Annotated in this window: 24 protein-coding genes; 6 read left to right on the forward strand and 18 right to left on the reverse strand. The window is 58.9% G+C overall.

Features of this window, described 5'->3' with window-relative positions:
* Positions 1-22 precede the first annotated feature (22 nt).
* Genes ftsX through ftsY form a run of 3 tightly spaced genes read right to left on the reverse strand, consistent with a single transcriptional unit; the run spans position 23 to position 3073 of the window.
* Positions 23-1066: a permease-like cell division protein FtsX gene (gene ftsX / locus LN244_RS15980; protein ID WP_239040745.1), complete on the reverse strand. Its 1044-nt coding sequence runs from the start codon at positions 1064-1066 to the stop codon at positions 23-25.
* Complete coding sequence (gene ftsE, locus LN244_RS15985; protein WP_239040746.1) at positions 1059-1724, reverse strand: cell division ATP-binding protein FtsE; 666 nt, start codon at positions 1722-1724, stop codon at positions 1059-1061. Before ftsE ends, ftsX begins: the two co-directional genes overlap by 8 nt.
* Before the next feature lie 8 nt (positions 1725-1732).
* Complete coding sequence (ftsY, locus tag LN244_RS15990; RefSeq protein WP_408904470.1) at positions 1733-3073, reverse strand: signal recognition particle-docking protein FtsY; 1341 nt, start codon at positions 3071-3073, stop codon at positions 1733-1735.
* A gap of 684 nt (positions 3074-3757) precedes the next feature.
* Here ftsY and LN244_RS15995 point away from each other — a divergent pair.
* Positions 3758-4942: a hypothetical protein gene (locus LN244_RS15995; RefSeq protein ID WP_239040747.1), complete on the forward strand. Its 1185-nt coding sequence runs from the start codon at positions 3758-3760 to the stop codon at positions 4940-4942.
* Between the two features lie 11 nt (positions 4943-4953).
* Complete coding sequence (rsmD, locus tag LN244_RS16000; RefSeq protein ID WP_239040748.1) at positions 4954-5586, forward strand: 16S rRNA (guanine(966)-N(2))-methyltransferase RsmD; 633 nt, start codon at positions 4954-4956, stop codon at positions 5584-5586.
* On the opposite strand, the gene LN244_RS16005 is transcribed toward rsmD, so the two are convergent.
* On the reverse strand, positions 5548-6165 hold the full coding sequence (locus tag LN244_RS16005; RefSeq protein ID WP_239040749.1) for a TetR family transcriptional regulator: 618 nt from the start codon (positions 6163-6165) through the stop codon (positions 5548-5550). The two genes, rsmD and LN244_RS16005, sit on opposite strands and share 39 nt — an antisense overlap.
* A 273-nt stretch (positions 6166-6438) precedes the next feature.
* Here LN244_RS16005 and coaD point away from each other — a divergent pair, with 273 nt between their 5' ends.
* Both coaD and LN244_RS16015 read left to right on the forward strand, forming a co-directional pair.
* Positions 6439-6921: a pantetheine-phosphate adenylyltransferase gene (gene coaD, locus LN244_RS16010; RefSeq protein WP_239040750.1), complete on the forward strand. Its 483-nt coding sequence runs from the start codon at positions 6439-6441 to the stop codon at positions 6919-6921.
* A 32-nt stretch (positions 6922-6953) separates the two neighbouring features.
* A complete protein-coding gene (locus LN244_RS16015) occupies positions 6954-7202 on the forward strand; it encodes a YfhL family 4Fe-4S dicluster ferredoxin (protein WP_239040751.1) in 249 nt (82 codons plus the stop codon).
* Between the two features lie 70 nt (positions 7203-7272).
* Here LN244_RS16015 and LN244_RS16020 read toward each other — a convergent pair whose 3' ends face one another.
* The 3 genes from LN244_RS16020 to LN244_RS16030 are packed head-to-tail and all read right to left on the reverse strand — an operon-like array spanning position 7273 to position 10808.
* On the reverse strand, positions 7273-7809 hold the full coding sequence (locus LN244_RS16020) for a DUF501 domain-containing protein (protein ID WP_239040752.1): 537 nt from the start codon (positions 7807-7809) through the stop codon (positions 7273-7275).
* Positions 7796-9904: an ATP-dependent DNA helicase RecG gene (gene recG, locus LN244_RS16025; protein ID WP_239040753.1), complete on the reverse strand. Its 2109-nt coding sequence runs from the start codon at positions 9902-9904 to the stop codon at positions 7796-7798. Before recG ends, LN244_RS16020 begins: the two co-directional genes overlap by 14 nt.
* A complete protein-coding gene (locus LN244_RS16030) occupies positions 9891-10808 on the reverse strand; it encodes a hydrogen peroxide-inducible genes activator (protein WP_239040754.1) in 918 nt (305 codons plus the stop codon). The genes recG and LN244_RS16030 overlap by 14 nt, the downstream gene beginning before the upstream one ends.
* Before the next feature lie 51 nt (positions 10809-10859).
* Between LN244_RS16030 and LN244_RS16035 the strand changes: the two genes are divergently transcribed.
* A complete protein-coding gene (locus LN244_RS16035; RefSeq protein WP_239040755.1) occupies positions 10860-11693 on the forward strand; it encodes an SDR family oxidoreductase in 834 nt (277 codons plus the stop codon).
* Here LN244_RS16035 and ppk1 read toward each other — a convergent pair whose 3' ends face one another.
* Together ppk1 and hemB are read right to left on the reverse strand one after the other, a co-directional pair.
* Positions 11694-13868 (reverse strand): polyphosphate kinase 1, encoded by a 2175-nt coding sequence (gene ppk1 / locus LN244_RS16040; RefSeq protein ID WP_239040756.1) that lies wholly within the window; start codon positions 13866-13868, stop codon positions 11694-11696.
* A 49-nt stretch (positions 13869-13917) separates the two neighbouring features.
* Positions 13918-14928: a porphobilinogen synthase gene (gene hemB / locus LN244_RS16045; protein ID WP_239040757.1), complete on the reverse strand. Its 1011-nt coding sequence runs from the start codon at positions 14926-14928 to the stop codon at positions 13918-13920.
* Between the two features lie 198 nt (positions 14929-15126).
* Between hemB and elbB the strand changes: the two genes are divergently transcribed.
* A complete protein-coding gene (gene elbB / locus LN244_RS16050) occupies positions 15127-15780 on the forward strand; it encodes an isoprenoid biosynthesis glyoxalase ElbB (RefSeq protein ID WP_239040758.1) in 654 nt (217 codons plus the stop codon).
* A 331-nt stretch (positions 15781-16111) separates the two neighbouring features.
* Here elbB and LN244_RS16055 read toward each other — a convergent pair whose 3' ends face one another.
* The 9 genes from LN244_RS16055 to radC form a co-directional block, all read right to left on the reverse strand.
* Positions 16112-17014, reverse strand: coding sequence for an EamA family transporter (locus tag LN244_RS16055; protein ID WP_239040759.1), 903 nt, complete (start codon positions 17012-17014; stop codon positions 16112-16114).
* Positions 17015-17071: 57 nt separating this feature from the next.
* The gene (locus tag LN244_RS16060; protein ID WP_239040760.1) at positions 17072-18115 is read right to left on the reverse strand and encodes an MJ1255/VC2487 family glycosyltransferase; all 1044 of its coding nucleotides are present in this window, start codon (positions 18113-18115) and stop codon (positions 17072-17074) included.
* Positions 18115-18645, reverse strand: a complete 531-nt coding sequence (locus LN244_RS16065; protein ID WP_239040761.1) for a phosphatase PAP2 family protein — start codon at positions 18643-18645, stop codon at positions 18115-18117. Before LN244_RS16065 ends, LN244_RS16060 begins: the two co-directional genes overlap by 1 nt.
* 69 nt (positions 18646-18714) lie before the next feature.
* Positions 18715-19617 (reverse strand): alpha/beta hydrolase, encoded by a 903-nt coding sequence (locus LN244_RS16070; protein WP_239040762.1) that lies wholly within the window; start codon positions 19615-19617, stop codon positions 18715-18717.
* A 12-nt stretch (positions 19618-19629) separates the two neighbouring features.
* A complete protein-coding gene (gene mutM / locus LN244_RS16075) occupies positions 19630-20442 on the reverse strand; it encodes a bifunctional DNA-formamidopyrimidine glycosylase/DNA-(apurinic or apyrimidinic site) lyase (protein WP_239040763.1) in 813 nt (270 codons plus the stop codon).
* Between the two features lie 39 nt (positions 20443-20481).
* Positions 20482-21366, reverse strand: a complete 885-nt coding sequence (locus LN244_RS16080; protein ID WP_239040764.1) for a DMT family transporter — start codon at positions 21364-21366, stop codon at positions 20482-20484.
* Positions 21367-21493: 127 nt separating this feature from the next.
* A complete protein-coding gene (gene rpmG, locus LN244_RS16085) occupies positions 21494-21661 on the reverse strand; it encodes a 50S ribosomal protein L33 (RefSeq protein WP_027854336.1) in 168 nt (55 codons plus the stop codon).
* 12 nt (positions 21662-21673) lie between these two features.
* On the reverse strand, positions 21674-21910 hold the full coding sequence (gene rpmB / locus LN244_RS16090) for a 50S ribosomal protein L28 (protein ID WP_239040765.1): 237 nt from the start codon (positions 21908-21910) through the stop codon (positions 21674-21676).
* 193 nt (positions 21911-22103) lie between these two features.
* Positions 22104-22778, reverse strand: coding sequence for a RadC family protein (radC, locus tag LN244_RS16095; RefSeq protein WP_239040766.1), 675 nt, complete (start codon positions 22776-22778; stop codon positions 22104-22106).
* Positions 22779-22788 lie beyond the last annotated feature (10 nt).

Consider the following 22788-nt stretch of genomic DNA (forward strand, 5'->3'; position numbering starts at 1 on the left):
GTTACAAATACCTTACCCTCGCCTAGACATCACCCGGGATGGCAGCACCCGGTTCGATTTCCCGCAAATGTCGGGAAACGGCCAGCCAAGAGCCTGACAGCCCCAACAGGGTTGCAGACGCCAGCATGATCATCGAACCCTGAAAGCCCAGACCCTGCAACTCGAACTCGTTCAAATAGAGATCCGCCAGTGCCTGTGCCGGTTGAGCCAGCAACATCAGGGCCACCTGGACCAACAACCAGGCCAGCAGGCCGCCCAGCAGGCCGAACCAGAAACCGCTGTACAGAAAAGGACGTCGCACCCAGGCATCGGTCGCACCGACCAGTTTGCTTACCAGAATTTCGTCTCGCCGACTTTCGATGGTCATGCGCACCGTATTCCCCACGACCAGCAGCACGGCCAGTGCGAGCAATCCTCCCAGCACGTAACTGCCACGCTGGGCCAAGGCCAGCCCGGCCGCCAAGCGCTGCACCCATTCCATATCGAGCTGAGCCTCATCCACTCCCGGCAGTGCCGCCAGCTCGTTGCGAACCAGCGGCAGCTGCAGCGGATCGCTGTCCTTCGGCAACACCATGATCACCGCCGGCAGCGGGTTGCTGTCGAAGCGCTCCAGCAGGTCCGCAAATGCGCTGTACTGACGAAACTCTTCCAGTCCTTTCTGGCGACTGATCAGCTCAACGGAGCTGAGATCCTCACGCAGCAGCAGCTCGCGACTGAAACTGTCGATTGCGGCATCGCTGAGTTCGGTCTGCATGTATAGCGCAATGCGTGGCTGAGGGTCCCAGCCATCGGTCAGAGCCTGCAAATTGCCCAGCGCCGCCAGCAAAAAACCCGGCAACGCCAGTGCAATCGCCAGCACCGCCAGCGTCATCACGGATGCCACCGGGGTTTGCTTCAGTCGCAACAGTGACTCACGGGCGACATTCAGGTGGTGACGACGCCAGCTTCGGCTGCGGTCCGCGAACAGGATCTGGTGCTGCTGGGCGCCTCGGCGCGGTGCGGTCGCACCCCGTTCGGTCGAACGCTGCGCCGGAGTTTCCGGCTCCTTGCGTCTTGGTCTAGACATCGGCCACCAGCCTCCCGTTCCTCAGTGTCAGCATGCGATGCTGCATGCGATTGATCAGAGACAGATCATGACTGGCAATCAGCACCGTCGTGCCGATGCTGTTGAACTGGCCAAACAGGCGCATGATGTCTTCGGACAGCTCTGGGTCCAGGTTACCGGTTGGCTCATCGGCCAGCAGCAGTTTCGGCTTGTGCACAATGGCCCGGGCGATACCCACCCGCTGCTGCTCCCCCGTCGACAGGGTGACAGGGTTATGCTTTTCCCGCGCCAGCAGCCCGACCTTATCCAGCGCAGCTCGGGCGCGTCGCGCCGCATCGGCCGGATCGTAACCGCTGATCTGCAACGGCAGAGCGACGTTGTCGAAAACCGAGCGATCAAACAACAGCTGGTGATTCTGGAACACGACGCCAATCTGTCGACGCAAATAGGGGATCTGCGATCGGTGCAGACGGGACAGGTCCTGCTGTCCCACCCAGACCTGGCCACGGCTGGGCCTTTCCATCAACATGATCAGCCTCAACAGGGTACTCTTGCCAGCCCCCGAATGTCCGGTCAGGAATGCCATCTCACCCGATGCGAGTTCGAAGTTCACTCCCAGCAGGGCATCCTGGCCGCTGGCGTAGCGTTTAAAGACATTACTGAACCGGATTGCAGCCATGCGTCACCTCAATCGAACAGCGCCTTGACGAACTCCTCGGCCTCAAAGGGTCGCAGATCGTCGACCTGCTCACCCACACCGATAAAGCGAATCGGCAGATCGAACTGTTTGGCGATGGCAAAGATGATGCCGCCCTTGGCAGTACCATCGAGCTTGGTCAGGGTGATACCGCTGACACCCACCGCGCTCTTGAACTCCTTGGCCTGACTGATGGCGTTTTGTCCGGTACCGGCATCCAGAACCAGCATCACTTCGTGTGGTGCCTCCGGATCCAGCTTCTGCATCACACGCACCACCTTCTGCAGTTCCTGCATCAGGTTATCCTTGTTCTGCAGGCGACCGGCGGTATCCGCGATCAGCACGTCGATCCCCTTGGACTGGGCCGACTGCAGCGCATCGAAGATCACCGAAGCAGAGTCGGCACCGGTATGCTGGGCCACCACGGGCACGTTGTTACGCTCACCCCAGACCTGCAGCTGCTCTACCGCGGCAGCACGGAAGGTATCGCCGGCGGCCAGCATGACCGACTTGCCCTCGGCCTGGAATTTCTTCGCCAGTTTGCCGATGGTTGTGGTTTTGCCGACACCATTGACGCCCACCATCAGGATCACTGCCGGCTTTTTCTCCGGCAACTGCAACTGATGCTCAACGTTACCCAGCAGCGCAGCCAATTCCTGCTGCAGCGCCTCTTTCAGCGCATCAGCATCTTTAAGCTGTTTGCGTTCCACACGGTCCGTCAGACGCTCAATGATTTCAGTGGTTGCTTCAACTCCCACATCAGCCATCAGCAACGTGGTTTCGATCTCTTCAAGCAGGTCTTCATCGATCTCCTTGGCACCGAGGAAAAGATCACCCAGCTGTTCGGTCAGGTTGGCCTTGGTGCGACTGAGGCCACTCTTGATACGCGCGAAGAAACCGCCCTTCTTGTCTTCAGTGGCTGCAGCCTGCGCAGCAGCCGCTTCTTCTGCCGCCTTGCGCTCGGCCGCTTCAGCCTCAGCCTTTTCGGCGGCCTGACGTTCTGCCTCTGCAGCAGCCTTTTCAGCCGCAATTCGTTCCGCCTCTTCGGCAGCGGCCTGCTCAGCAGCGCGACGTTCCGCTTCTTCCGCGGCCTGGCGTGCAGCCGCTTCTTCGGCTGCAATGCGTTCGGCTTCTTCACGTGCCTGACGCTCGGCTTCCTCGGCAGCCCGGCGCGCTGCTTCTTCTGCCACTGCTTTTTCAGCCGCCTGACGCTCCGCTTCCTCACGTACACGACGCTCTTCTTCCGCCTTCGCCTGACGTTCGCGCTCAGCCGCCTCGGCGGCCTGAACCTCAGCCTCTTGCTTGGCCTTGAGTGCTGCAGCTTCAGCCACTTCTGCGGCCACACGGGCCGCTTCAGCTTGTGCAGCCTCACGAGCAACAGCTGCGGCCTCAGCCGCCTGACGTTCGGACTCAGCCTGTTCCTGCGCGGCTTTCGCCCGCTGTTCTGCTTCTGCCTGAACCTGAGCCTGAACCTGACGTTCGGCGGCGGCCTGTTCTGCCGCTACTCGAGCCGCTTTTTCCTCGCTCGCCTTGCGGATGGCTTCCTGCTCAGCAGCCAGACGTTCGGCTTCCGCCTGCTCCTCAGCCTGACGCCGTGCCGCTGCCTGTTCAGCCTCAGCAGCGGCCTTGCGATCCGCTTCAGCCTGCAGGCGCGCCTGCTCAGCGGCTTCACGCTCAGCCGCAATACCGGCCTGCCGACGGCTCAGGCGCACGATAACAAGCAGCAGGATCACCAGTATGGCACCGGCAATATAGGGGAAGGTTGCAGGATCAAGACCTTGTTCAGTCATCCAGGTGTAGAGCGCTTCCATAATCTGTAATATCCGCTGTAGAGAGCCCCTCGAAGGGTGTTGAAAAGGTTATTCTGGTAGCCAGATTAACGCTGCGCAGGCTGCACAGTTCTACTTTTCGACAGCCTGTCAGGGCGCCGCTGAAATTCAATGATTCACTGGGCGGCTATCTTAGCACAGAGCCACCCCGGACAAACCCGGCCAACAACAGGCTGATCTCTGCCCATGACACGACCATTACTCAGCCGCCGCCACCTCAGCCTGCTGATCCTGTTTTTACCAGGCATCATTCTGCTGCTGTCCCGACTGGGCTCCGACCCCGAGCCTTCGGCCTGGCAAGCGAACCCGGACCTGCGCGTTTATCAGCAAACGGCACCAGCCCAGAGCACCTACCGACTTCATCTACTGCTGCCCCAGCCGCTGGATATCTCAAGTGGTCATCAACTCGAACAGCAACTGCTGTTGCATGCCCTGCAACAGCGACTGGGCAATAAAAACGTTCAAACCCACTGGCAGCAACGACTGGGGGCATTGCCCACATTCCAGCGCCAGCCCGGACACGTGCTGCTTGCCCTCAACCTGGATCAGGCTCCTGTATCTGCCGAGCTGTCCTGGCTGCTGCAAGAACTCCAGGTTCCTCCATCCGTTGACTGGCCGGCACTGCTCAAGCGAGCTCAGGCGGAGCACTACCTTGCCCGGCAGGAGCCCGAAGCCTGGCTTAAGAGCCAGTTCCCGGACCAGGAGCCCGATGGCTACAGGTTGAATCCCCTCACCGCTTATCAGGCCTGGCTGCAACCGGGGCGATGGCAGCTGACTCTGTCTTCGCCCGAGCCGCTATCGCTGGAGCTGCCGACCGATCACCCACCGACACCGATAGCATCGACCCAAGAGCTGCTGCTCAAGGCGCTACCGGTCGCGGCACCCGCCACCCCAACGGGTCTGCATCTGCACCGCTGGTCACTGCCGGCGGTGGGCTCTGTGGAGCTGTTTGCACTCAACCTGCTGGCCAGAGAGAGCATTCAACAGCAACTGTCGATGTGGCTGGAACAGCATCAGAACAACGGCATCCAGGCCGGCTATAGCCTCAGCTGGATACCTGCTCTGCCACACGGGCGCACCACACTGATACTGCAAGGTGACAGCTGGCCGGCACTGAAGGGCTGGCTACCGCAACAGCTGGCCTCGGTTGATCTGGAACCGGCACGAGAAGCGGTTATGGAGCAGATCAGGCATCCAGAGCGCCAGCAGTTCTGGGTAGACCTGCTGGCCATTCACCAATTGCCCGCGGATACATTGACTCGGTTACCGAAGGCACTGATGACGATTACACCCGATGAATTGCAACTCTGGTTGCAGGCGCGGCTTGAGTCTGATTACTATCACACCCTTTCATTGCCCGCTTCACCTTAAGGACCGCCGCGATGCCACGCCGCAACAACTCCCGTTCCCGCCGCCCAGCAGCTCCCCAGCCCCAGTCCAACGTTCGAATCATTGGGGGCGAGTGGCGCGGTCGCAAGCTGGACTTCCCGGCGATTGAGGGATTGCGGCCAACACCCGACCGCGTGCGCGAAACACTGTTCAACTGGCTGCAAGCCTATGTGCCGGGTGCTCGCTGCCTGGATCTGTTCTGTGGTAGCGGAGCGTTGGGACTGGAGGCCCTGTCTCGTGGCGCGGCCTCGGTTACCTTCGTTGATCAGGCGCCGGAAGTCGTCCGCCAGCTGCGCAGTAACCTGAACTCGCTGAAGGCTCAAAATGCCGAGCTGATCGGCAACTCGGTGCCGACCTGGCTGGAGCAACGCTCCACCAATGAGGAGGTACGCTATGACCTGGTTTTCATGGATCCGCCATTCAGAAAGGGGCTGGCCGCCCCTGTGTGTGCCCTGCTGGAGCAGCATCAGTTACTGGCTGACGAAGCGCTGATCTACGTTGAGACCGAGGTGGAGCTGCAACTGGAGCAACTGCCACATAACTGGCAACTGTATCGAGAGAAGCAGGCCGGACAGGTTGCCTACCGACTATTTATGCGGCAACCCGGCCAGCAGGATATCGATTAACATTTGACCTTCGGCCTGCAGATCGAAGCGGCCCTCTGACTTCAGCCACTCCTGCAACAGCCCACTCAAAGCCGCCTGCAGACAGAACGCCAGTGCGGCAGGCGAACTGTTTTTACGCAACTGCTTCTGCTTGCGAGCCTGCTTGAGAAAAAACTTGAGCTGATCCTGCCACAGCGTTCGATTATCGCTCAATTCAGGCTCGACTTCGGCAAGGTCCGCGACCGGTGTGGCAGCCATGTAAAAGATTTTATAGATCGCTCCAGCTGCTGGCAGGCGGGCAAATTCAGCCAGCACCCCCATGACGTACTGGCGCAAAGCTGCCAAAGCATCCTGCTGAGCGCCCTGGCGTTGCTCAAGATACTGGGCTTCAAAGGGTAACTCGTAGGCATGATGAATCTGTAGCAGCAGATCGGCACGATTGCGAAAATGCCAATAGAGCGCACCATGGGTGACACCGGCCGCCTGGGCAACCTGTTTCAACGTCGTATTTTCAATACCCTGACGGCTGAACAGCTGCAATCCGGTCTCAATGAGCTGCTGCCGGGTTTGAGCGGCTTCTTCCGGGGTTCTTCGTGCCATGATGCGGGGGCTCCTTATGACATTGGCATTAGCATGTTTCGATAGCAAACCTTATTGAGCCTGTTCCTGTAGCTCAAGGCCGACAGATCAACCTTAATCAAAATGTCATAAATATGTCATCCTCAAATATAACCTTTTAAAATAAAGGATTATTTTTTAATAACCTTTTTTGTATTTATCATTCCTCTAATCTATTTGTGCCACTTGCCCAATTCGGCTAACATCCGCTCAACAGTGTTGCCCATTAGCCCCAACAAGGTCAGCTGAACCGCTATGAATACGGCAATCTACCCCGGTACCTTCGACCCGATTACCAACGGTCACTCCGACCTGGTCGGTCGTGCTGCGCGCATGTTTGATCGCGTCGTGCTCGCCGTGGCAGCCAGCCCCAAAAAACAGCCGATGTTGCCTTTGGAACAGCGCGTCGAGCTGGCACGCACCGCACTGGCCCATCTGCCTAATGTGGAAGTGATCGGTTTCGATTGCCTGCTGGCCAATCTGGTCCGTGAGCAGAATGCCAATATTATTCTGCGCGGACTGCGTGCCGTGTCCGATTTCGAATTCGAATTCCAGCTGGCCAACATGAACCGGAAACTGGCTCCCCAAGCGGAAAGCCTGTTCCTGACACCGGCCGAACATCTATCGTTCATCTCGTCGACGCTGATCCGCGAAATCGCGTCTCTGGGCGGCGATGTTGACCAGTTCGTGCATCCGGCCGTAGCCAGCGCGCTAAAGCAGCACCTGAGCCAGAAATAAAGAACCTGTCAGATTGAGTGAGGTAGCCAGTCATGGCTTTGATGATTACCGATGAATGCATCAACTGTGATGTATGTGAACCGGAATGCCCCAATGAGGCGATCTCTCCGGGTGACGAGATCTATGAGATCGACCCGAACAAATGCACCGAATGTGTGGGCCACTACGATACGCCGCAGTGCGTAGAAGTCTGCCCGGTCGACTGTATCCCGAAAGATCCGGATCATGTCGAAACCGAAGAGATGCTGATGGACAAATACCACAAGCTGACCGGCAAGTAATTGCTGAGCAGTTTATGAAAACGGCGACCCTGGGTCGCCGTTTTTGTTTGTGCCGTCAGAACCGAAACGACTAGAGACGAATATCGGTACTGCTGAGGGCAAATTCCTGCTCCAAACGTTCACCGATGACGTTATCTCCATCTGCCAGCCAGTGCGCATACTGCATATGCAGGCAACGCACCTTGTCCCACTGGGCTATGCCGCCAATCCCGTAACGGTCGAACAGTTCGGTGAAACCCAGCTGCTCGATTCGGGCGCGGTCATCGTCGCGCATCAGCCGCCAGCGCAGCTCCACATAACGCTGCTGCTGAGCCAGATACTCCGTACGCAGCGCCTCATTGTCCTGCAGCTCCTGCTCGATCTGCTTCACCCAGCCACTGTCTTCGATTCGACCGATCGCGCGACACAAATCCCGGCAGCTGAGCCAGTACAACGTAGGAAAAGGCTGGTCCGCAACCAGAGTTCGCATCTGCAGCACCAACGGCAGACCGCCGGTCGTGGCACAGGCGACCGCCTCTATACCGCGGGGCTCGCGCCCAATCTGTTGTTCGATCAGCGCCAGCTGGGCCGCGGTCGGTGACAGGCGACGGGTATCAAACTTGTGCATAGATATCTCCATTGCCCAGCCAACGTCGGATCAGGGCTTCGTTGAGGGCTGGCAGCTGATTCAGCTCGGCCGCCACCTGATGTATTTTCGGCAGCAGATCGGCATCGCGTTGCAGATCGGCAATGCGAAACTGCATCATGCCGGTCTGTCGGGTACCCAATACTTCGCCCGGGCCACGCAGTTCCAGATCCTTCTCGGCAATGCGGAAACCGTCGGTGGTCTCACGCATCACCGCCAGCCGTTCGCGCCCCTGCTTCGAGAGGGGCGCATGGTACATCAGCACGCAGAAGCTTTCGACACTGCCGCGACCGACGCGTCCACGCAGCTGGTGCAACTGGGCCAACCCTAGGCGCTCCGGGTTCTCGATGATCATCAGACTGGCATTGGGCACATCAACCCCAACCTCAATCACCGTGGTCGCCACCAGCAGGTCCAGCTCGGCTGCCTTGAAGCGTGCCATGATCTCGGCCTTTTCCGCCGGTTTCATGCGCCCGTGCACCAGACCGACACGCAATTGCGGCAAGGCTTCCTTGAGGCTCTCAGCCGCCACCTCGGCGGCCTGACACTGCAGGGCTTCCGATTCTTCGATCAGGGTGCAGACCCAATAGGCCTGCCGCCCCTGCTCACAGGCCTGACGGACCCGTTCAATGACCTGGTCACGGCGAGAATCCGCAATCACAACGGTCTGCACCGGTGTGCGCCCCGGCGGCAACTCATCGATAATCGAGCAGTCCAGATCGGCATAGGCGCTCATGGTCAGGGTGCGCGGAATAGGAGTCGCCGTCATGATCAGCTGGTGGGGGCTGCGCTCGCCGTTACGCCCCTTCTCCTTCAGGCTCAGACGCTGATGCACGCCGAAACGGTGCTGTTCGTCAATCACCACGACACCCAGGTCAGCAAAGGCCACCTCTTCCTGAAACAGCGCATGGGTGCCCACTACGACCTGGGCCTCACCACTGCGGATTGCTGCCAGCTGGGTTTCCCGCGCTTTGCCCTTCACCTTGCCGGCCAGCCAGGCCAACTTGATGCCCAGCGGCTCAAGCCAGGCCGTGAAATTGATATGATGCTGCTCGGCCAGAATCTCGGTCGGGGCCATCACGGCCGCCTGCAGCCCGTTCTCCACCGCCTGCAGCGCTGCCAGCGCCGCTACCACTGTCTTGCCCGAACCGACATCCCCCTGCACCAGTCTGAGCATCGGTACCGGCTTTTGCAGGTCCCGGGCCACTTCTCGGGCCACGCGCAGCTGCGCGTTTGTCAGCGCAAAGGGCAGTGCATCCAGAAAGGGGCGGCTCAGCTCCCCGCTGGCTTTGAGCGCAGGTGCGCCCTGCTGCTGCACCTGCTGGCGGATCTTCTGCAATGAGAGGTGATGCGCCAGCAGCTCCTCCATCGCCAGTCGGCGCTGCACAGGGTGCTTGCCTTCCAGAAGCAATGTTTGATCGGCATCCACCGGTGGGTGGTGCAGATAATGCAACGAAGTGGTTAACGGGGGCAGTTGCCACTTGGCCAGCAGAGCTTCAGGCAAGAGATCTTCCAGCCCTTCTCGATCCATCCATTCCAGTGCCAATGTAATCAACGACCGCACCCGCCCCTGAGTCATGCCTTCGGTGAGTGGGTAGACTGGCGTGAGCCGGTCGGCCATCAGGGCCGGGCCATCGCTCTTGAGCAGCTTGTATTCGGGGTGCACCATCTCCAGCCCACCGGGACCGGGCCGGGCCTCTCCGAAGCAGAGCAGACGCTTGCCGGGGCGGAAGCTGTTTTTCTGCGCGGCGTTAAAGTGAAAAAAACGCAAGGTCAGCGTGCCGCTGCCATCCTGCACCCGGCACAACAGGCTACGCCGACGGCCCTGAACCACATCCGCCGCACGAATCGTGGCATCAATCACAACCTCATCGCCGGGCTTCAGGCTACCGATCGGTACCACCCGAGTACGATCCTGATACCGCAGCGGCAGATGCAGGATCAGGTCCTGAACCGTGCGCACCCCCAGCCGCTCAAGCTTGAGCTCAAGTGCCGTCCCGACACCTTTGAGTTCGGTAACGGGAACACCCTGCACGGGAGCACTCTGCATCTCCCGTCCCTGCTCAGCGCTGCCCATCACCCCCGGCCTTCACTTGGCAATGGTTGATGGCTTCGACCAGAACATCGATCGCCTGCGGGCGGGGAAAACTGGCACGCCAGGCCACCGCCACTGTGCGCATGGGCTGCGGCTGCTTGAAGGGACGGATTTCAATGAGATCACTGGCCGGGTGGTTATCGATCGCCGACAGCGGCAACACACTGGTCCCCAGGCCGGAGGCTACCATCATGCGGATGGTTTCCAGCGAACTGCCCTCGGTCACCGTGTGCTGATCGTGGAACGACTGATTCAGTGTCGGGCAGGCTTCAAGCACCTGATCACGGAAGCAGTGACCCTCACCCAGCAACAACATGCGGATTTCATTCATCTGCTTGGTGTCGATCTCATCCTGCCCGGCCAATTCGTGCCCCTTGGGCATCACCATCAGGAACGGCTCGTCATACAGCGGGCGGGTCAACACGTCGGCCTCGTGGAACGGCAGCGCAATAATGATGGCATCCAGCTCACCGTTGCGAATCTTGGTACGCAGGTTGTCGGTGAAATTTTCCTCGATGTACAGCGGCATGTTGGGCGCCAGACGCTGAATTTGCGGGATCAGCTGGGGGAACAGGTAGGGGCCGATGGTGTAAATGGCACCAATCCGCAGCGGGCTCGCCAACTGGTCGCGACCTTCTCGCGCCAGCTCCTTTACCGCTTCAGCCTGTTCCAGCACGGTCTGCGCCTGGCGCACGACCTTTTCGCCTACCGGCGTGACCCTCACCGCATTCTTGCTGCGCTCAAACAGCGCTACCCCCAGCTCCTCTTCCAGCTTCTTGACTGCTATCGATAATGTCGGCTGGCTGACAAAACAGCGCTCGGCGGCATGGCCAAAATGCTGCTCCTGGGCCAGGGTGACAATGTATCGAAGCTCCGTCAGCGTCATCGGGGCGTACCTCTGTTAGGATGAACAAAACCAAATGCAATAGGGGTCGAAATGCGGGAACAACGCGTGCTCATCGCCGGCTGTGGCGACATCGGAACCCAACTGGGGCTCAGACTCAGTGCCACCGGGGCACAGGTGTTCGGGCTTCGCCGTACTATAAACCAGCTGCCGGACAGCATCCACGGCATTGCTGCCGATCTGAGCAATCCGGCCAGCCTCGTCAACCTGCCGGCCTGCGATTATCTGTTCTATACGGCCGCCGCCAAGAGTGCAGACCCTGAGGTCTATCGGGCCACCTATGTCGATGGTCTGCGCCATCTGCTGGAGGCCTTGCCGGATGCTCCCCGTCATCTGTTCCTCGCAAGCAGTACCGGGGTGTACCACCAGCATGAGCATGACTGGGTCGACGAGCAGTCACCGGTGCAGCCGGACAACGAGCGCGGCCGTATTCTGCTGGCCAGCGAGCAACTGGCCCTCAACAGCGGTATTCCGGCCACCGTCGTGCGCTTCAGCGGTATTTACGGACCGGGCAGAACCCATTTGCAACGCCAGGTCCAGGCCGGGATCGCAGCGCCCGCCGAGCCCTTGCACTACAGCAATCGTATTCACCGGGATGACTGCGTCGGGGTGTTGATGCATCTGCTGCAGCGAGCAGAGGACGGCATGACGCTCAAGCCTTTGTATCTGGCCAGTGATGACGCGCCTACACCCATTCATGAAGTGATGGAGTGGCTGGCCAAGCAGATGGGGGTCAAAATCAAGACGCGCCAGCCGGTGCGCCGCGGCGGCAGCAAGCGTTGCAGCAACCGCCGGCTCAAGGCCAGCGGCTACCGTTTCCTCTATCCGGATTATCGCAGCGGCTATGCCAGCCTGCTGCGAGGCTGATCAGGAAGCGAGTTCGTCCAGCAGCGCCTGCTGGGCACTGAAACGCTCTTCACCTTCACCGGGCTGGACCAGGGTGTAACTGCCATCGGAGTGCAGCTCCCAGGCCTGGGTGTTGTCTCGCAGGTAGTAGTCCAGCTCACGGCGAATCCGCTCTGCGTGCTTGCCAGAGAGCTCAAAGGCGGTTTCGACTCGGTTGAGCATGTTACGCTCCATCCAGTCGGCACTGGAGCCAATCACGACCGGTTTGCCACCCTCGTTGGCAAACCAGTAAACCCGCGTGTGCTCGAGAAAACGCCCAATAATCGAACGTACCCGGATGTTATCCGAAACGCCTTCCAGACCCGGACGCAGACGGCACATGCCTCGAATGATCAGATCGACCTGTACCCCGGCCTGAGACGCCTCATAAAGACCCCGGATCAGTTTGGGTTCGGTCAGCCCGTTCACTTTGATGATGATACGGCCCTTCTTGCCGGCCTTCACGTTACGAATTTCGTTCTGCATCAGCTCAAGCATCTTGGCGTGCAGCGTGAAGGGAGCATTGTAAAGCTTCTGCAGTTTCTGGATCTTGCCCATTCCGGTCAGCTGCTGAAAGATCTTGTGCACGTCTTCACCGATCTCAGGGTCAGCCGTCATGAAGCTGTAATCGGTATACAGCCGAGCCGTACCCGAGTGGTAGTTACCGGTGCCCAGATGGCTGTAGCGCACCAGTTCACTGCCCTCTCGACGCACGACCAGCATCATTTTGGCGTGTGTCTTGTAGCCGACCACTCCATATACCACCAGGCAACCGGCTTCCTGCAGGCGGCTGGCCAGCTGCAGGTTGCTCTCTTCATCGAAGCGCGCGCGCAGCTCAATCACAACGGTGACTTCCTTGCCGTTGCGAGCGGCTTCTACCAGTGCGTTGACAATATCGGAATTGACCCCGGTACGATAAAGCGTTTGCTTGATCGCCACGACCTGAGGATCCTTGGCCGCCTGACGCAGCAGATCCACCACCGGAGTAAAGGACTGGAAAGGATGCTGCAGCAGCTGGTCATTCTTGCGCAGAGCGACAAAGATGTCGTCGGAGCTCTTGAGCTTGTTGGGCATGCCCGGGGTGAACGGCTTCCAGCGCAGCTCGGGACGATCGACCAGGTCACGCACCGCCATCAGCCGTGTCAGGTTCACCGGCCCGTTAACACGGTAGACATGGCTGTCCGGAAGGCTGAACTCGGCCTGCAGGAAACCGATCAGCTCCGCCGGAGTACGGCTGTCGACCTCAAGACGGACCGCATCACCGAACTTGCGCGAGTGCAACTCCCCCCGCAGCGCACGCGCCAGGTCCTCGATCTCTTCGAAATCGAAGCTCAGGTCCGCGTTACGGGTAATGCGGAACTGATAGCAGCCATCCACCTTCATCCCCGGGAACAGCTCTTCGGCGAACTCGTGGATGATCGAGGACAGGAAGATCAGGTTATCGCCCCCTTCGCACAGCTCGTCGGGCAGACGGATCAACCGTGGCAGCGAACGAGGTGCCGGAATGATCGCCATACCGGTCTCACGCCCGAAAGCGTCCTTGCCATCCAGCTCGACGATGAAGTTGAGGCTCTTGTTGACCAGACGGGGGAAAGGGTGCGACGGGTCCAGACCGATGGGACTGATCACCGGCAGCACCTGGTCCTCGAAATATTCCTGCACCCAGGCACGCTGGGCATCGGTCCATTCGGCACGGCGAACGAAACGGATATTCTCCGCTTCCAGCGCCGGGAACATGATGTCGTTGAGAATCCGGTACTGACGATCCACATTGACCGCACAGATCTCGCTGATCTTGTCGAGCACCTTCTGCGGGTGCATGGCATCCGGGCCAACCGCCTCGCGACCATACTTGAGCTGGCGCAGCTGATCGGCGACCCTGATCTCGAAAAATTCATCCAGATTGCTGGAGAAAATCAGCAGGAACATCAGCCGCTCCAGCAGCGGGTAGCTCTCGTCCAGCGCCTGCTCCAGCACCCGCACGTTGAACTGCAGATGACTCAGTTCACGGTTGATGTACAGCTCGGGCGCCTTGAGGTCGACCGGCACCTCCTCGATCGGGTCGATGGTGGGCAGGATCTCGCGGCTCTCCAGCAGCGCGGCGGTCGCCTCGCTTTGTTCCTGCAGCACCTCCGGGTCCAACGGGGTTGTGCTCATGATGTAACCTCCCAGGTCCAAGCTGTCATCCATTCGAGTATATTCTCTATTAGCGATTAAGTATCTCCGCCGCCCTGACCGCAAAGTAGGTCAGAATGCCATCGGCGCCCGCTCGCTTGAATGCCAGCAGGCTCTCCATGATGATGGCCTCTTCGTCCAGCCAGCCGTTCTGGAAAGCTGCCACGTGCATGGCATACTCCCCGCTGACCTGATAGACGAAAGTCGGCGCTTTCAGTTCCGTTTTGACACGATGCACGATATCCAGATAAGGCATCCCCGGCTTGACCATCACCATGTCAGCCCCCTCGGCCAGATCAAGGGCGACTTCATGCAGCGCCTCGTCACTGTTGGCCGGGTCCATCTGATAACTGAACTTGTTGCCCTTGCCCAGGTTACCCGCCGAACCCACTGCATCACGGAAAGGACCGTAGTATGCACTGGCATACTTGGCGGAATACGCCATGATCCGGGTATTGACGAAGCCGTGGCTTTCCAGCTCATCACGGATGACGCCGATACGACCATCCATCATGTCACTGGGTGCGACAATATCGGCACCGGCCTCAGCATGGGACAGAGCCTGCTTGACCAGAGTATCCACGGTGCGGTCATTGAGTACGTAGCCGTCCTCGTCGATGATGCCGTCCTGACCATGAGTGGTGAAGGGATCCAGCGCCACATCGGTCATGATGCCCAATTCGGGCAGGGCTGCCTTGAGCGCACGTACGGTACGCTGCACCAGCCCATTCGGGTTGTATGACTCTTCGGCAAACTCGCTCTTGGCCGAGGCCGGCGTTACCGGAAACAGTGCCAGCGCGGGAATACCCAACGCATGCCACTCATGTGCTTTTTCCACCAGCAGGTCGATGCTGTAACGCTTGACGCCGGGCATCGACGGCACATCCTCGACCTGTCCTTCCCCCTCAAGTACGAACACCGGATAGATAAGGTCATCGGTGGTCAGGACGTTCTCGCGCATCAGACGTCGGGAAAACTCATCCGCACGCATGCGGCGCATCCGGGTTTCCGGGTAAAAACGCTGGCTATTGGTAAAGGCCACGGTTCACTTCCTTTCTCGGCAGTATTTGACGACAGAATTGTGACGCTTATGTGACAGTCTGCAACTGAACACATTTAGGGCGTCACCACTTCATTTGGTATTGTTTTCCATCTTAACGTAATCTGTGACAACTTCGACATGACGCTTGGCAATGCCCGTCAGCTCTCAACAGGCCAGGAACTTAGGAGATAAGAAAACATGAAAAATATTGCGGTGATCTTGTCCGGCAGCGGCGTATTCGATGGCTCTGAAATCTACGAATCAGTGCTGACATTCCTGCGTCTGGAACATAACGGCGTGCGCTACCAGTGCTTCGCGCCCAATATCGAGCAACTGCATGTTATCAACCACCTGACCGGAGAAGTCGCCGAAGGGGAGAAACGCAATGTTCTGGTCGAGGCGGCTCGACTGGCACGTGGTGACATCAAGGACCTGGCAGATGCCAACCCGGATGAGTTTGACGCGCTGATCATCCCGGGAGGCTTCGGTGCCGCCAAGAACCTGAGCGATTTTGCCGTCAACGGTATCAATTGCAGTATCAACGACGACCTGGTGCACTTCGCACGCGCCATCCACCAGTCCGGCAAGCCGGTCGGTCTCATCTGTATCGCACCGGCCATGATTCCCAAGCTGCTGGGCACCGGCATTCAATGCACCATCGGTAACGACGAAGGCGTCGCCGGTGCGATCAACGCCATGGGCGGCCAACACCAGAATTGCAGTGTGGACCAGATCGTCGTCGACAGCTCCAGCAAGATTGTAACCACGCCGGCCTATATGCTGGCGGGCTCCATCACCGAGGCCGCCTCTGGCATCAACCGGCTGGTGGACGAGGTCGTTAAACTGGCCTGAACCAAAAAATAGGAAAAATTCCTATATCCAGAATTTCCCTGATCGTCATAATGGTCATTGTGGATCTCCTGTTCAGGGAATGAATATTTGGATGGCCCCGCAGCGGTACAGGAATACAGGATGTACCAGGCAAGAAGCCTCTCGACCGCACGGATAGGACAGCCAGAGGAAGGAGTGTGTTGATGGATCAACGCACTTCTTTCGCTTATCAGATGGCCCCCACCTTCTTGGTCTGACTGTCCCCATTACCTGCTCGCTTTACTCCCCCGTTACTGACGATTGCTCATTGGCAAGGCTCGATTGCCGGAAGATGCCCCTTGAGTGGCACTCATCAGAGTGCAACCGTATTTCCTCCAAGCGCAAAGAGCACGATGGCTACGAGCATCAGTCCTGCCGCCAGTAATCGCTGAATCAGTACCCTTGGGTCTGAACTCTGCTCACCGGCACTCCAGCCGAGTCGCACCACCAGCAACCCCAACAGGATCGAGATCAACCCCCGGCCAGACTGCACTATACCGCCGAAAACCGCTCCCAGCAGTGCAAAGCAGGTAAACAGACAGACCATCGCCAACAACCAGCTCAACGCGACCGGTGTGCTCTGCAGTATCAAGTGGCGCTGCGTCAGACGAGGCCACCAAAGCAGGCACCCCAATCCACACAGCAGATAACTCATCGCCACGCTGAGCACTGCCGCGTGCAACAACTCCAGTTGATCAAACGCCCGGACCAGATAAACCACCGACAGATCGGACAGGGCATAGCCTACACAGGCCAGACCGATCCAGCCCGATGCCTGCCAGGGGATGGAGCCACCGCTGCGACTGAGCCATATCCCGCCAAGCGCACACAGTGCCACGGCTCCCCATTGCAGAACGGAATAATGCTCGCCTTGCCAGACACTGCCCAGAAAGGCGAGCACCATGATCTTGAGGCCGAGCAGTGGCGAAACCCGTGAACTTTCGGCATGCCGCAGTGACTGGAACAGCGCCAGCTGCGCCAACAGATAGGAGAACGTCATGACGCCCAGCGGCAGCAGCCACTTCGTGCTGCCAAGAATCTGTGGATGCCACAGGAAAGGGAACGCCAGCAGAGCCACAGCACCGATCCAGACATGCATCAGTACCAGCAGGGTCACGGGCGAAGCCTGGTAACGCAGGCCAAACCGGGCAGAGAAAAGATAGCTTAAAGCCTGCAGGCTGGCCGCCATCAGGCCCAGAATGATTCCCGCTACCATGCCATGTTCTCCAGCCAAAAGCGGGCATTTTGGCTCTGGACATGAATTAAGGCCAGTTCAGCAAAGGGATAGCCTGTTTCCGCTATCGGTACACCAGAGTTCATCGGCCATACTCTGAATCGGCACCTGACGCCCGGAGCTGATCCAGCCGGCCAACCCCGAAGCCACATCCGGCCAGCGAGAGGGAGCTGCCGATGCCTGAGAAAGCCAGTCTTCCACCGCTGCGGCCTCCAGCACCGGCACGCTCCGGCCCAGCCCCAACTGCTCCAGTACCACGGCATTCGATCGCTGCTCAATCTGGCATTTCAAAGGCTTTACCAGCAGCTTCTTGCCCGCTTGAATCGCTTCGCTGCACAGGCCAAAGCCGGCATTGGCGATTACGCCAGCGCAACTGCACAGATCCTGTTGAAAGCCATCACGCGAAAAAGGCTCCAGTTCAAGATGTCCACGCCGTTCAGGCGCAGCGATATTGCAGTAGATGCGAAAGCGGTAGCGTGGAAAGTCGCGCAAAAGATACAGTGTTTCGTCGACCGACTCGAACGGCAGATAGACCAGAATCTTGTTCTCTTCTTCCGTCAGCGGATAGGGAGAAGGGGCAATCAGCGGTGGCAGTACTGGTGCGTTGAAGTGATGCCAGTGCACCCCGATGGCGTCATCGACCGGCGCGAAAAAACGGAGCGACGGCTTCAGCAAGGGCGCGGATTCGGTCCCCGGGATAGGGTGATGAAAGGCGTACTGATGAGCTATACCCAGCGAAGGCACTCCTTGCCGTCTCGACGCCCAGGCCGTGATCGGCTCAAAGTCACTCAGGACCAGGTCATAGCCATCCAGATCCAGCTGGCGATAGTCGCGAAAAAACCTCAGGGGCCGGCTCCGTTTCAGCGTCTCCAGCCGGCGAACCTGCCCGGCCTCGGTGACAAAGGTAAACCCCGGGTACACCCGATAGTCACCAAAAGGCTCCATGTTGAACAGGCGATCAGGCTCCCTGCCGCTGAACAGCAGGTCCACTTCGACACCACAGGCCTCCAGCGCAGGCACCAGCACTCGCGCCCGAGTGATATGGCCATTGCCCGTTGCCTGCACCCCGTAGAGAATCCGCATCAGAGCATCCCCCAGAGGCCCAGCCCCAACAGCCCGGTGCCAATCCCCAACAACGCACCGGCGGCGATATCGGTGGGATAATGCACGCCCAGCATCACCCGTGACGCGCCGACAAGTCCCGCCAGCACGAAGGCGGGCAACATCATGGACGGATAGAATTCGGCGACCAGCATGGCAAACACGAACGCGGCGGCAGCATGACCAGAGGGAAAACTGAATTTGTCCGAAGGCTCGATCGCCGCCTGGAAGTCCTCAAGCCGGTGACAGGGGCGGTCTCGGCGGATGGTGTTTTTCAACAGCAGATAGAGTGGAAGCTCAATGGCATAGGCCAGCAGCCCGGCCAGCAGGAAGGCTTCTCCATCCTGCGCTTCCCAGAGCGCCAGGGCGATGCCCAGCACGAGATAAAGCCCGCCGTCACCCAGACGGGAGATCCAGCGACTGCTGGTCAGTACCGGCAGCGAACGACCGTAACCATTACACCAGTGGAAGGCACGCGTATCGAAGGCGCTGAGTTTCTGCAGACGGTTCATGGCAAACACCCCTGACTTGGCTTCTTCGCATTGTCGCCAGTCGGGAATGACAGCCGCGTGACCGCTTTCTTAAGCTTTGGTGACAGCCTCCGGCTGCAGCCAGTGGCAGATCATACGAATCAGCCTGGCAGGATCATCCCAGGGCAGCATATGCCCCTCACCCTCCACCGGTTGCAATTCAAAGGGGTGTGTCAGCACCTCAACAACCCGCTCCGAGTAGCTCAACGGCAGGACTTCATCACGCTCGCCATGGATGATCAGACCTCTAAAGCGAAAGCGCTCATGCATGACACCAAGACGATGGGTAAACAGGCTCGACAGGGTTTTCAGCGGGTAGTCAAACACGATCCTTGGATCCGAATTGATCTCCTCTCCCGCTGGGTGCCCTGCCAGAAGGCGGTCGTAATCGATGAAGCTTTTCATTGGCAACGACACCCCGGGCATCAGTAGTGCGCTGCCCCATATCCAGGACCACCCAAGCTGGTGCAGCATGTCTGGCGCCACTCCGGGCACCAGCAGCGTACCGCAGACGACCGCTTCAATCCGGGGATCCTGCTCAGCGGCGGCAACAGCCAGCAGAGCCCCAATCGAATACCCATAGAGATAGACCGGTCCCTCGGCTATCTGGCGATAGTGATCGATCACTTGCATACAGTCGGCCACCACCTGCTCGACGGTGTAGAGACCGCGTTGCCCCCCAGAATAGCCATGCCCGCGAAGATCAACACCCACGACGTTGAAGCCCTGCTCGCACAGGCCGTGCAGCAGCTCGGCATAGAGTTCGGAATAGGTACCGATGCCTGGGAGAAACAGCAGCAAGGGTGCCTCGGTATCATGATGGTAATACTCGGTATGCAGTGGCAAATCACCTATCGTGATCACTTCACGCTGGCGAAGCTGTGACTCTATGCCCAGCTTGCGTCTCAGGTTCAGCCGCTGCAGATCGACATTTTCTTCCCGCTTGCGATTCATTGCTTGCCCCGGTTAGCGCTGACACTGACGGCAAAATACGGTGCTGCGCTGACTCAGCTTGACTTCCGACAGTGGCTGGCCACATTGATGGCAGGGCTGGCCGGCACGACCGTATACATGCAGTTCCTGTTTGAAATAGCCCGGCTTGCCGTCACCGCCGACAAAGTCGCGCAGGGTGGTACCGCCCTGCTCAATCGCGGCTGCCAGCACTTGCTTGATCGCTTCCGTCAGCCGTTCCAGCCGTGCCGCCGAAATTCGGCCCGCGGCACGGCGCGGGTCGATCCCTGCAGCATACAGCGCTTCATTGGCATAGATGTTACCCACACCAACGACCACTGACGCATTCATGATCAGCGCCTTGATGGCCGTACGGCGGCCAGCACAGCTCTGCTGCAGGTACTCGGCATTGAACGCGTCATTGAGCGGCTCAGGCCCCAGTGTGGTCAACAGGCTGTGTTCTGTACCATTTTCCTGCCAGAGCACGGCACCGAAGCGACGCGGGTCCGTCAGGCGCAACAACTGCCCAGAGTCCAGCACCAGATCCACATGATCATGTTTGCCGGGCGGCACATCACTGGCAAGAATTCTCAGGCTACCGGACATGCCCAGATGGACAATCATCGTACCCCGGGCAAAGCGGAACAGCAGATACTTGGATCGACGCTCGATTCGCTGTACTCGGTCCCCCTCGATCCACTGCGCCAGCTGCTCCGGGATCGGCCAGCGCAAACGCGGCTGACGCACTCGCAATGCCACCACCTGGCATTGCTCAACATGGGGAGCAATGCCTCGACGGGTGGTCTCGACTTCAGGCAATTCAGGCATGGATACTCCTCAAAACAACACCCATGGGGAGACTCAACATCAAATAGCTGGACGTGCTCTCAATACCAGATAGACGCCAGCCACAGCCAGCACCATCCCACCCAGCGCCAGCGGCGACAGCTGCTCATTGAACAGCCACCAGGCTTCAAGAGCCGTGACCGACGGCACCAGATAGAAATAGCTGGCAACCCGGGAAACTTCCCCTTCGCGAATCATCAACATCAGCAACAGAATGGCGCTGACCGACAAACCGAACACCAGCCATAGCAACGCCCCGATCAGCTCCGAATGCCATTCGATCTGCTGCGTCTCAAAACTGAAAGTCAGTACCGCCATCATCAGTGCCGTAGACAGGTACTGATAAAAGGAGCCTGTCAGCAAATCGGTTCCGGTGCCAAAGCGCTTCTGGTACAGCGTTCCGACAGAGATGCCGACCAACGCCACAGCCGCCGCCAATACCGCTTCCAGGCGCACTTCAAACTGACCCGGCTGCAGCCCGGTGCCCAGCACCAGCATGACACCGAGCAGTCCCAGCAACAACCCCAGCCATTGCCTCAGCTGTAGACGCTGCCCCCAGAGGCTCCAGGCCAGTACGGCGGTCAGCACCGGCTGCAAGCCGACCAGAATAGACGTTACTCCGGCCGGCAGCTGCCATTTGATCGCGGCAAACACCCCGCCCAGGTAACAGCCATGTACCAGAGCTCCGGTCACCATTTGATGCAACGCCTGCCGCGGCGTTGGCCAGGGGGAGCGGAACATCAGTATCAAGCCAGCAAACACCACCAGCGTCATCAGCATACGCACCAGCAGCAGGTAGAAGGGCTCGATATAGGGCAAGCCATAGCGCGCACCGATGAAGCCGGTACTCCACAACAGCACGAACGCCAGGGGAACGAAACGGATCAGACCGGGTGACAGGGACATGACTGGGGGCCTCGCAAAACTGTAATGAGCATTATCCTAGCTGACACGCCCCAGCCCAGACCAGCATAAAAAAACCCCGCAAAGCACAGGGCCTTACGGGGTTCCGGGATCTCCAGTCCAGAATCAATTACTTGATCTTGGCTTCCTTGTAGATCACGTGCTTGCGAACAACCGGGTCGTATTTCTTGAATTCGAACTTGTCCGGAGTGTTACGCTTGTTCTTGTCAGTAGTGTAGAAGTGACCAGTACCAGCAGAGGATACCAGGCGGATCTTCTCGCGTGCGCCTTTAGCCATGATTCAATCTCCTCAGACTTTCTCGCCGCGGGCACGCAGTTCAGCCAGAACTGTGTCGATGCCCTTCTTGTCGATGATACGCATGCCCTTGGAGGAAACACGCAGACGTACAAAACGGTTTTCGCTTTCTACCCAGAAACGGTGCCAGTGCAGGTTCGGCAGGAAGCGACGACGGGTTTTGCGGTTTGAGTGGGAAACGTTGTTCCCGGTTACCGGGCCCTTGCCCGTTACCATGCAAACTCGAGACATTGTAAAAAACCTTTCTTGAAAGGGTTAAGTAACTTCTGTTCGATGTTTATTGACCCAGCAAACGGCAGGATCTCAGGCGGAGCGTCCAAACGTACCCGGACAGAATACCGTACCATTAAGGAACAGAAGGCCGCGAATTATACAGCCACCCTCGCCTTTTGGCCAGACAATTGTCGATTTTTTCACCAACCACTCAGATCAGTCCCCTTTCGGCAAAGGAGATCGACTCCCCATCGCCAATGACGATGTGATCCAGGACCCTTATCTCCACCAGCCCCAGCGCCTGTATCAGGCGGTCTGTGATCTGTCGATCCGCCAACGAGGGCTCGGCAACGCCGGATGGGTGGTTATGGGCCAGAATCAGCGCGGCGGCGTTATGAGCCAGCGCCAGCTTAACCACTTCGCGGGGGTGTACGCTGGCCGCATTGATGGTACCGAAAAAAAGCGCCTGGTAGCGGATCACCCGATGACGGTTGTCCAGCAGCAGGCAGGCAAATACTTCACGCGGCTCATGACGCAGCCGGCTGGCAAGATAGCGTCGCACCATCGCCGGACTTTCCAGCGCCGACTCCCGTGTCAGTTGTGCCTCAAGGTGGCGGCGGGACATCTCCAGCACCGCCTGTAACTGCACATACTTGGCGGGCCCAAGCCCATGAGCTGCACAGAAGTCGCTGGCATTACACTCCAGCAGCGGCCTCAGACCGCCGAAGTGCTCCAACACTCTCCGCGCAAGGTCCACGGCGCTGCAGCCCTGCACCCCGGTACGCAGAAAAATCGCCAGCAGCTCCGCATCCGACAGTGCTTCAGGCCCTCGCGCCAAGAGCTTTTCCCGCGGCCGTTCCTCGGCCGGCCAATCCGTTATCGCCATACTCACCTCC

The sequence above is a fragment of the Marinobacterium sediminicola genome, assembly GCF_022343685.1.
In the GTDB taxonomy this organism is placed as follows: domain Bacteria; phylum Pseudomonadota; class Gammaproteobacteria; order Pseudomonadales; family Balneatricaceae; genus Marinobacterium; species Marinobacterium sediminicola.